Origin of the sequence: Streptomyces sp. NRRL WC-3549, assembly GCF_000721935.1 — a bacterium.
Lineage (GTDB): Bacteria > Actinomycetota > Actinomycetes > Streptomycetales > Streptomycetaceae > Streptomyces.
Map to the genome: position 1 here is coordinate 27,216 of NZ_KL585423.1, position 9,771 is coordinate 36,986.

General features: G+C 69.8%; 8 protein-coding genes and 2 pseudogenes. All 10 read right to left on the bottom strand.

Annotated elements, in window-relative coordinates; all coding sequences use genetic code 11:
* A pseudogene (locus IH13_RS38450) lies at nucleotides 1-1,870 on the bottom strand (hypothetical protein); the annotation flags it as partial.
* On the bottom strand, nucleotides 1,871-2,239 hold the full coding sequence (locus IH13_RS0126475; protein ID WP_031088488.1) for a hypothetical protein: 369 nt from the start codon (nucleotides 2,237-2,239) through the stop codon (nucleotides 1,871-1,873).
* Between the two features lie 30 nt (nucleotides 2,240-2,269).
* Nucleotides 2,270-2,704: a YbaB/EbfC family nucleoid-associated protein gene (locus IH13_RS0126480; RefSeq protein ID WP_031088489.1), complete on the bottom strand. Its 435-nt coding sequence runs from the start codon at nucleotides 2,702-2,704 to the stop codon at nucleotides 2,270-2,272.
* A gap of 112 nt (nucleotides 2,705-2,816) precedes the next feature.
* The gene (locus IH13_RS44960) at nucleotides 2,817-4,373 is read right to left on the bottom strand and encodes a hypothetical protein (protein ID WP_234433393.1); all 1,557 of its coding nucleotides are present in this window, start codon (nucleotides 4,371-4,373) and stop codon (nucleotides 2,817-2,819) included.
* Nucleotides 4,364-6,181 (bottom strand): AAWKG family protein, encoded by a 1,818-nt coding sequence (locus IH13_RS44965; RefSeq protein ID WP_234433394.1) that lies wholly within the window; start codon nucleotides 6,179-6,181, stop codon nucleotides 4,364-4,366. Before IH13_RS44965 ends, IH13_RS44960 begins: the two co-directional genes overlap by 10 nt.
* 118 nt (nucleotides 6,182-6,299) lie before the next feature.
* Entirely contained in the window at nucleotides 6,300-6,800 is a 501-nt protein-coding gene (locus tag IH13_RS0126490; RefSeq protein ID WP_031088491.1) for a type VII secretion system-associated protein, read from the bottom strand.
* Between the two features lie 180 nt (nucleotides 6,801-6,980).
* Nucleotides 6,981-7,298 (bottom strand): WXG100 family type VII secretion target, encoded by a 318-nt coding sequence (locus tag IH13_RS0126495; protein ID WP_031088492.1) that lies wholly within the window; start codon nucleotides 7,296-7,298, stop codon nucleotides 6,981-6,983.
* A gap of 91 nt (nucleotides 7,299-7,389) precedes the next feature.
* The gene (locus IH13_RS0126500) at nucleotides 7,390-7,746 is read right to left on the bottom strand and encodes a hypothetical protein (RefSeq protein WP_031088493.1); all 357 of its coding nucleotides are present in this window, start codon (nucleotides 7,744-7,746) and stop codon (nucleotides 7,390-7,392) included.
* A gap of 367 nt (nucleotides 7,747-8,113) precedes the next feature.
* Nucleotides 8,114-9,562 carry a type VII secretion protein EccB gene (gene eccB / locus IH13_RS0126505; protein WP_031088494.1) on the bottom strand — a complete coding sequence of 483 codons (1,449 nt, stop codon included), beginning with the start codon at nucleotides 9,560-9,562 and terminating at the stop codon, nucleotides 8,114-8,116.
* 21 nt (nucleotides 9,563-9,583) lie between these two features.
* Nucleotides 9,584-9,771 (bottom strand): annotated as a pseudogene (locus IH13_RS0126510) (type VII secretion integral membrane protein EccD); the annotation flags it as partial.

Below are 9,771 nucleotides of genomic sequence, written 5' to 3' on the forward strand. Positions count from 1 at the left end.
CGCTCACCTGCCGGCGCGCGCCGTCCTCCATGCCCGACGGCCCGTCCGCGTCCGTGTTCCGGCCGGCCGTTCCGCCTCCGGGTACGTCCTGTCCGGTGGCCTCGCCGTGGCCCTCGCGGGTCCCGTCCTGGTCGGCCGGCGTCTCGTCCGGGCCGGTTCCGGCGTCCGTACCACTCCTGCCGTCCGCGGTGCCGGGGTCCGGGGCGGTGGAGGGCCCCTTCGGCGCGGTGAGTCCGGTCGGCAGGTCCCCGGCCGTCCCCGTCAGGGGCGGTGTCGTACCGGGCAGGAGGTCCGGCGTCGGATCTGTGGCGAGGTCGGGGGTCAGGTCGGGCGCGGGGTCGGACGTCAGCGGCGTGGTGCCGGGCGGGGAGGAGGAGGGGGCCGTGGAGGGCGAGAAGAAGGACGGAGAGGCCGACGACGGTGTGGGGGCGGAGAGGTCCGGGATCGGCGAACCGCTCGTACCGGTGAGGCCACCGGCCCCGCCGAGCCCGTTCGTACCGCCGAGGACGCCCGTGCCGCCCGTGGCGCCCGGTGTCCGCGCGGTCAGGTCGAAGGGTCCGGACAGGGCGTCGGAGCGGCCGGTGGGCAGGGTGTTCAGCGCGGACGGGGGCGTGGACGACGGCGGAGGCGTGTACGGGGCCGGCGCGGCGGTGCCGATACCGCTGCCGATGCCGTGCGGGAGGTCGGACGAGACGGTGTTCGGCAGGGGGGCCGAGGGGCCGGGCGTGAAGGGGTCGGTCTTCACCGTCGAGGGCCCCTTGGCGTACGCGGCGCCGGGCGGGTCCGCGTCCGGCCGCCGGGAGCCGGCGGGGTCCGCACCGCCACCGCCACCCAAGGGGCTGCCGGGGCCCGGGAGTTCGTTGAGATCGGTGAACTGGTTCTTGTTACCGAAATAGGTGTTGTAGACCGAGAAGGCCCCGGCGCCGATGACCAGCCCCGCGCCCACGTCGAACAGGCTGCTGGTGCCGGAACCGACGAAGGTCTCCCACTTGAACTCCCACTGGTCGTAGAAGGCCCCGTTGATGATGACCTCGGCGGTGCCCTCGGCGGCACCCCCGACCACGAAGACGGTGACGACGGTCGGCGGGCCGTTCACCAGTCCCTTGAACAGCAGGCTGTCCCGGTTGACGGGGAACTTGCCGAAGACGTCCCCGAGGAGGTCCTTGAAGTAGTTCGAGACCGGCTTCAGGAACTTGTCGAAGATCTCCATGAAACCGGCGGTGAGCGCGCCGAACGCGGCGGCGACCCCGACGTCCTTCCAGTCGACGCCGTGGGGCTTGCGCCCACCGGTGTTCAGACCGATCTGCGCCAGCCGGACCGCCAGCGTCTGGATGGCCTCCTGGATCGCCTCCCCGAGGGTCGGCGCGATGTGCGACATCCGCAGCAACCGGTCGACGATCATCAGGACCGCCAGCTTGCTCCGGGCTCTCGCCAGGAACATCTGCGACACCGAGGCGCCGCCGGTGAACGCCATCAGCGCCGCGAGCAGGGCCAGTTCGGCGATCAGCATGAAGATCTCGGCGATGATCTCCCACTTGGACCCCTGAATCTTCTGGGAGTAGTCGACCTGGCCGTTGGCCAGGTCGTCCAGTTGGTACAGCAACTGCTGGACGGGGTCGGTGCCGCCGGGCATATCGGTGAGCATCCGCACGCTCTCGATGTACGGCCGGGCCACCTCCGGCGGCAGCGCCCCCTCCACCATCTGGATCGTCTCCCGCGAGGCGGCGCGGAGGTCGATCAGCCCCTTCTGGAGAGCGAGGTAGAGTTCACGGCTTTCCCACGCCAGATTCTCCCTGGCCTGCAAGGGCATCTCGCCCAGCAGGATCCAGAGCATCGTCCGGACGTCCGGTGGAAAGTCGATCTCCTCCACTTAGTGCCTGCCGCCCCCGGCGGTGCCCCCGCCCAGACCGTCGAGGCTCGTCGCCTGACGCCCGATCTGCTCACTCGCGTAGGCCGATACGCCCTCGATGTGCTGCCCGTTGGCCCACACCGCGTGCCGGAGCTCCGCCAACGCGGTGCCCACGGCCCTGATCAGTGCCAGGCACGCCTCGTTGTTCGCGTCGAACTTCGGCAGCACCTGGTGGGCGAAGTCGTCGCTGTGACCGGCCCAGCCGCGGTAGTTCTGTATGTCGGAGACGAAGTTGTCGGCGATCTTGTTCGTCCGCTCCGGCAACGCCTCCATCATCTCGCCGCCGCGACGTATACGCCCGGGGTCCGCGATGAACTTTCCCGTCACCATGCCTGCCTCCTTCGTCGTTCTCCGGGGACGTCAGTCTTCGTGGATCTCGTCGTGCAGCCGGGCCGACGAGCGTCTCCTCCCGCCGTCCGGGCCGTCGAGTGCCGAGCCGAAGGCCCGGTCCCAGTCGATGTCCACGCCCCTGAGGCCCGTGGGACCACCGGTCGTCCGCGTCAACGGCTCGAAGACGTCCATCACTCTACGGGCCATCCGGGCGCGGCCCTCCTGCACGGCCTCCAGTACGGAAGCGGCGAGTTGAGGTCCCGTCATGTCCTGGAACCTGTTGTCCGGGAACTTCAGCGCCGTCAGTTCGCCCTGCGGCCCCACGGTCACCTCCACCGCCCGGTCCCGTGACCGGACCGTGGCCGATGCCTGACCGAGTTCCTCCTCCGCGCGCGCGACCGCATCCTGCACGGCCGTCAGCTCGGCCATGGCCTCGGCCAGCTTCTTCTCCATCGACTCGCTCACCGCTCACCCCTCCACCTGGTCATACGCGATTCTGCCGTACGCGTGTGCGCCGCGGACGAACTCCCCGGTGGCCCGACGGCGTCGGGGCGACCCGCGGGCGCGGGCGTACCGGTCATCGCCCGATCACCGCCGGCGCGCCGCCCTCGTCCGTGCCCCATACGTCGTCGTCCTCCGGCACCCACGAGTCCCGGGCCCGCTCACCGGACTCGGTCCGGGTCTGCCCGCCGGAGGCGCCACCGCCCCCTCCGGCCATCGGCGGAAGGAACGGCGTGCCACCAGTGGTGGTGCCGCCCGTGGCCACGCGCACCTCGTCGTCCGCGTACCGGCCGTTCCTGACGGGAGCGCCCGCGCCGGGCCGTGGACGGCGGTGGGTGACCACCTCTCCGTCGATGACGTTACGGACGCGCTCGCCGGAGTCCGACTGGCCTCCGCCCTTGCCACCCCCCAGACCGCCGCCCATCCCGCCCATGCCACCGCCCATGCCGCCGCCCGCCCCGGTGCCGGCGCCCGTACCGGTGCCGGTGTCGCTGCCCATGGAGCCGACGGCGCCCGTGTCCCCGCCGGTGGGGCCGGGGAACGCGCCGGTGTTCAGGAACGGGCGGTTGTGGCTGGGGGCGGTCGCCCCGCCGGACGCCCCGCTGCCGGCCAGGGGTGACTCGTAGGGGTTCTCGTCGAACAGCTCCTCCTCGTAGGAGGAGTAGTCGTACGACGGAGGCGTGTAGTCGAGCGAGCCGCTGTTGAGTTGGCCCGAGGTGAAGCTCGACGGGCCGGAGTCGTCCAGATATCCCGAGACGGTCGAGCCGTCCGGCCGTGTGACGGTGGTGGTGCCGGTGTCCGGATTGATCGTCCGGGCGGAACCGTCCGGGTACTCCGTGACCAGGTTGCCGCCCGAGTCCAGGTGCGTGGTGCTGCCGTCGGGGTTGGTCAGCAGGTCGCCGGTGTTGAGCGGGCCGGAGACGGTCGAGCCGTCGGGCCGGGTCAGGGTCGAGGAACGGGTCTCCGGATCGATGGTGACGGTGGAGCCGTCCGGGTAGTCCGTGATCACCCGGCCGTTGGGGTCGAGACGCGTCTCGCCACCGCCGGGGAGGTCCAGGACGCCGTCGTTGACGGGGCCGGAGATGGTGGTGGGCGACAGGTCGGGCAGGCCGCCGTCGCCGCCGAAGAGGCTCTGCCGGGTGCTGTCGAGCCTGCCCTCCGCCTCGGCCTGCCTCTTCTCCTGCTCCTGGCGGATCTCCTCCTGCTTGGCCTCGGCCTCGGCCTGCTTCTTCTCCTGCTCCTGGCGGACCTCGTCCTGCTTGGCCTCCACCTCGGCCTGGCGCTGTTCCTGCTTGGCCTCCAGCTCCGCCTGCTTGGCCTCGGCCTTGGCCTCGGCCTCGGCCTGCTTCTTCTCCTGCTCGGCCTGCTGCTGCTCCTGGCGCTCCAGCTGCTCGGTGCGGATGCGGTCCTGCTTCGCCTCCTGTTCGGCCTGCTTCTGTTCGGCCTCCTGTTCCCTCCGGGCCTGTTCGGCCTTGGCTTCCTGCTCCTTGGCCTCCTGTTCGGCTTTCTGTTCGGCCTGCTTCTGTTCGGCCTCCTGCTCCCTCCGGGCCTGTTCGGCCTTGGCTTCCGCCTCCTTGGCCTCCTGCTCCTTCTTCGCCTCCTCCTGCTGCTTCTTGGCCTGGTTCATCTGCATGATCTGCATGTTCTCGGCACGGGCCTGAGCCTCCGCCTGCTTCTTCTCCTGTTCCTTGCGGATCTCCTCCTGCTTGGCCTCCTGTTCGGCCTGCTTCTGTTCCGCTTCCTTCTCCTTGGCCTCCGCCTTGGCCTCCTGTTCGGCCTGTTTCGCCTCCGCCTTGGCCTCGGCGGCGGCCCGCTTCGCCTCGGCCTCCGCCTCCTTCCGCTCCTGTTCGGCCTTGGCTTCCGCCTCCTTGGCCTCCTGCTCCTTCTTAGCCGCCTCTGCCTTGGCCTCCTGTTCGGCCTCCCTGGCCGCCGCCTTGGCCTCGGCCTCCTTCTCCTTACGTTCCTGCTCCTCCTTCGCCGCCTTCTCCTTGGCCTCCTGCGCGGCCTTGGCCGCCGCGGCCTCGGCCGCCGCCTTGGCGGCCTGGTCCTTCTGCCACTGGATGAACTCCTCCTGCTTCTTGGCGCGGCCTCCTTCTTCTCCGCCTCCTCCTCAGCGGCCTCGGCCTTGTCCTCCTTGTAATCCGACGCGAGGGTGCCGCTGGTGCCCCGGGACTTCACGGACCCCAGGTCGAACGTGCTGTTGCTCCAGCTGTCCCGCACCTTCGTCATGGCCGTGACCGCCGCCGCGTCGAGTTGGTCCTTGACGGTCTGCTGCCACATCAGGAGGGCCTTGTTGCCGATGTGCTCCCAGGTGCTGAGTTCCTTGAGGTCGCCGAATTCCTTGGCGTCGACGCTCAGTCCCGTGTCACCCTTGCCCGTGATCGCGTCGATGGCGGCCTCGTTGCTGAACCCGGGCTCCGTGATGTAGGTGGTGGTGGTGCCGTACCCGCCGCCGTACGTCCCGTAGGTGTCGATCTTGTACGTGATCTTCGTGATGTTGTTGTCCCACACGTACTTCATCACCGCGGACAGGAGCGTGTGCAGCACGGTCAGCGGATTCCCGTACTGCCACTGCCACTTCGACCAGGCGGATTCGAGCTCCGTCACGGCGGCACGGAAGTCCTTCTTCGCATCCCGGATCTCGTTGCCCTGTTTCGAGTAGCCGGTAGCCGAACTCATGTCATCCGCATAGTCCGTGTACTGCTTGTTGATCTTGTTGACGAGGTCCCAGAAGACGCCTGCGGCCTTGCCCCGCCAGGCCTCGTTCTTCTCCGTGCCGACCCTGCTCTGCCACTCCTCCACCAGTTTCTGCTGGGTGGTGAAGAACTGGGCGACCCGGTCGAAGGCGCCGGCCACCACGTCGAAGTTGCCGAGCGTGACCGAATCGGCGTCGGCCACGGGCAGGCCGTTCCAGCTGAAGCCGTGGGTGCCGAGCGTGTCGTTGTTGAGCAGCGCCCGCAGGGCCAGCCCCGTGCCGTAGGCGTATCGCGTGGTCGGCGTGGTGTCCCAGGTGGGCTTGCCGTCCATCCCCAGGTGGCCGTCGATGGTGCTGGAGAACTTGCCACCCTCGTGGTAGCCCTGGGTCGGCAGCCTGCCGTCGCCCTTGCTGCCGAGCAGCGTGATGCGCGCCTTGTGCATCGACACGCTGGAGCCCGCGTCGTCGCCCTTCGAGTGGTAGAAGGGGATGACGAAGTCCGTGTTCTGGATCTCGGAACCGGCGTTCTCGTAGAGCCAGTTCATGTCCTCGGTGTCGACGTAGTCGACGTAGCCGACGTCGGAGATCTCCACCTTCATCAGCGGAATTCCCTCGTTACCGACGAGGGCGTCGAAGAGTTCACTCCTGTTCGGCGCCTTGTATCCCGTGAAGAAGTTGACGGCCTCGGACCACTTGTCGTTGGTACCGCTGAGGTCATCGGTGATCTTGCTGGAGTCGAGCGCCATGCCTGGATGCCTTTTCGATCAGGGCGGATGGGGTGCGGACGGGCAGGGGTGCGGTGCACGAAGTCGCGCGGAGCCGGGCGCGGGGCGGCGGCCGGGGCGGGCCGACGGCGGCGTCTGCTCAGTCGTCCTTGTTGCCGCTCGAGCCGCCGCCGCTTTCGGAGAGCACCTCGTCCACGCCTTCGAAGAAGTCGACGAGCTTCTTCCCGTCGATCTTCTCCAGGTTGTCGTCCTGGGTCTTGAACATCTTGGCGATGGTGTCCTTGAGGTCCTCCCCGATCTCCTCGAAGAGATCGACCTGGAGCTTGAGGATCTCGTCGAGTTGGTCGACCATCCCGTTCAGGCTCTTGACCAGGTAGCCGCCGTTCGTGCGGCCTTCCGCGTCACCCGCCATCGCCCCGATCGCGAGCGGCACCTTCTGCCCGTCGAGGAAGCCGGGTGCCGTCTTCGCCCCGTCCGCCCCGCCTTGCAGCGTGGACATCCCGGGTACGTACAGTCCCCCCGGTGAGTTCCCGTTCTCCCTGATCGACTTGACCGCGGCGAGGAACGGGAGGACGTCGTTGTCGAGGAATTTCTGCAGCCACTCCTTGTTGAGATTGACTGCGGGCGTTTCTTCCGCCATGTCGCACTTCTCCTGATCTTTGGGGGGACCCGCCGACGTCAGAGGGCCCGCGCGTGCGCGGTGCCGACGCTTCGCGGGGGTAGCGGGCGGCCGCACGCCGCCCTCACCACGACGGGCGGCCGCGCGCGTGCGTCGCACACGGACGACCGCCCGGAAGGGAACCAGGGCGTCCCGCCCCGGTCAGCCGCCGATGCGCACGCTCTCCCACAGCGACGTCAGGGACTTCTCGCTGTGCTGGTAGCTGTCGGAGACGTCGGTCAGCAGGGCCGAGTTCTCGGCGAGGATGCGCTTCATCTCCTCCACGGCGTTGTTCCAGGACGCCTGCTTCTCGGCGTACACCGTCTTGTCCTGGCCTTCCCAGGTCTTCTGGAGCTCCTGGAGCTCGGCCTCCAGGTTGGTGAGGATGCTGTCGATCGACTTGGTCTGCTGGACCATGTCGTCGGCGGCGTTGTTCATGTGGGAGTAGTCGACGTAGATCTGGCCGTCGCTGAAGTCCATGGTGGTCCTCGTCTCGCAGGGGTACTTCGGGGGGAAAGCGTGTCGCGCCCTGCCCGGGTGCGGGTGAGGCGCTCCGGGGCCGGCGGAGTCGTCAGCGGCCGGCGGTGGAGCCCGCCAGCGCGTTGAAGATCTCCTCGGAGCGGTTGTAGGCCTGCTGGATGGACTCACCCGCGTTGGACTGCTGGATGCCCTGCGCGCGCATCGTCTCCTCCAGCGTCGTGATCATGTCGCGGAGGTTGCGGGAGATGATCTCCGCCTGCGCGTCCCACCGGTCGAGCAGCTTCTGGAACGCGCCACCGTCGCTGCCCGCGTATCCGGAGGACAGGTTGTGCTTCATGTTCTCCACGTCCTGACGGCTGTTCTGGACGCCCGTGAAGGCCATTTCCAGGGCCGTGACACCGTTCTGTGTCGCCGATGCCAGTGACTGCTGTCCGCCCGAACCTGCCATATGCCTGTGCCTCCTGAGGTGTCACGCCGCCGGTCGTCGAGTCCCGGCGGTCGCTGTGCGTGCCCGGACGCGGCCGGAAGACCGGCGTCCGGATGGTTGTGATGAACCGAGCCTAAAGAGAAGAGAGTTGACGATTCAATGGTTCACGCCACCTTCTCGGGCTCCGCCCGTCGTTCCGGACGATGCGCCGGGCAGGCGCCCCTTTCGCGACACGCCCTACCGGCGCCTTCCTGTTCGAGGACGTCCGTTCGTCACGTCCCGTTCCGGTGAAGGACGCGAATTCACCGCTGTCCACCTGAAGTTCACCTTCCTTTACGCGAACGGCCCGTTCCCGCGCCGTCCCGGAGCGGCGTGTCCGGCGACACCGTCACTTGCCTTCACAGCGCGGCGTCGTGTTGCCGCTGCGGCCCAGGGCGGCGGCCTCCTTCGTCAGGTCCGGCCCCGTCGGCAGCATCGCCAGCAGGGGGGCCGGCAGCCCGCGCGCCTGGTCCTGCGAGTAGCCGAGCGCCGCGAGCGCGTCGGCCGTGACCACCCGGTACTTCATCCCGGTGTCCGTCACCAGGTAGACGGTGGCACCGATCTTGCTCCCGCTCGCCCCGAGGGCGCGCACCAGGGACCCGCCACCCGGCCGGACGGTGATCGTGCCGACCGGCATGCAGGCCGGGGTGAGCCCCTCGGGCGGCGCCTGGGAGGACGGGCCCAAGGTACCCGTCCCGGTCAGGGCGACGCTGATCCGCGGACCGCGCTCGCCCGGCTCGACCCGTACGCAGACGGTACGGTCCTCGCCGAGGGCCACCGCCTCCGGCGGTGCGGAGGGCAGGTCCGGGTCCTCGGCGCTCTCGCCGGCCCCCGGGGCCAGATGGCTGCTCAGCGCGTCCGCCCCCAGGGCGGTCACCTTCGCGGCGCCGCCCCCGTAGACCTTCTCGCGGGTCTCCGGGTCACCGAGCACCAGCGCGGCGGCGGTCGCCGTGAGGGGGACCAGGCCCTCCTTGCGCAGCAGGTAGTAGCGGTCGGTGGAGCCCGGCACGGTGACCCGGAAGACCTCGCCGATCCTGGACTTCCGGCCGCTCGGCGACGGCCCGTCCTGCCCCTTTCCGGGCACGTCCGGCGGGCGCAGGTCGGGGCCCGACGGGAGGGCGTTCAGGAAGGCCGCCGAGACCGGGAGCCGGGGGGTGGAGCCGTAGCCGAGGGCTTCGCGGGCGCGGCTGTCCTCGTCGAGCCGGAGCTTGCTGCCCCGCCACACCAGGTAGCCGGCCTTGTCCGGGCCCGTCACCAGCATCGCCTGGTCCGTGGGCAGGCCGGCGGCGTCGGCCGGGGCGCCGACCGCGACGGTGGTGCCGGTCGAGCCCGTCCCGCTGCCCGAACAGACCTGCCACGGACCGGTGTCCAGGTCCCCGCTCCCCGGCAGCGCGTCCGGGGCGCCGCTGATGCCGACGGGCGCCCCGTGCGGTGTGCCCTTCAGGGAGGCCGAGCCGACCGTCACGGCCTTCATGTCCGCACCCGCGAGCAGCCGTGCCGACGCGTAGTTGCGCACGGGGCGCAGCCGCCCGTCCAGATAGAGGTAGCGGGAGCCGGTGTCCTTGTTCACGACGAGGGTCCCGGCCGCCCGCCAGGAGTCCTTGGTGCCGGGTTTGAGCAGGCCGAGGACGAAGGAGCCGGCCGACAGCAGGACGGCGATCACGATGCCGATCACCATGCCCCGGTTGGTCCGGCCCTGCGGGCTCTCCGGGGCGTCCGGATCCGCGCGCAGCATGCCCGAGGTCAGCCGGCCCATGACGAACATGTGGGCGTGGACCTGGTCGCGTTTGGACTGCATGGCAGCGTCTCTCCCTTCCGGTCAGCCGTTGATGGACCGCAGGGCGCCGTACACGCCGAGCACCCACAGGGCGAGCGGCAGCATGCTGATCGCCAGCGCGGAGTGCAGCAGTTCCCCCGCACGGCCCCAGTACGGCACGAGCCGGCGCCCGGGGACGGTCCAGGCGGCGATCGCGACCGCCGCCGTGGCCGCGAGCAGGCCCGCGGCCG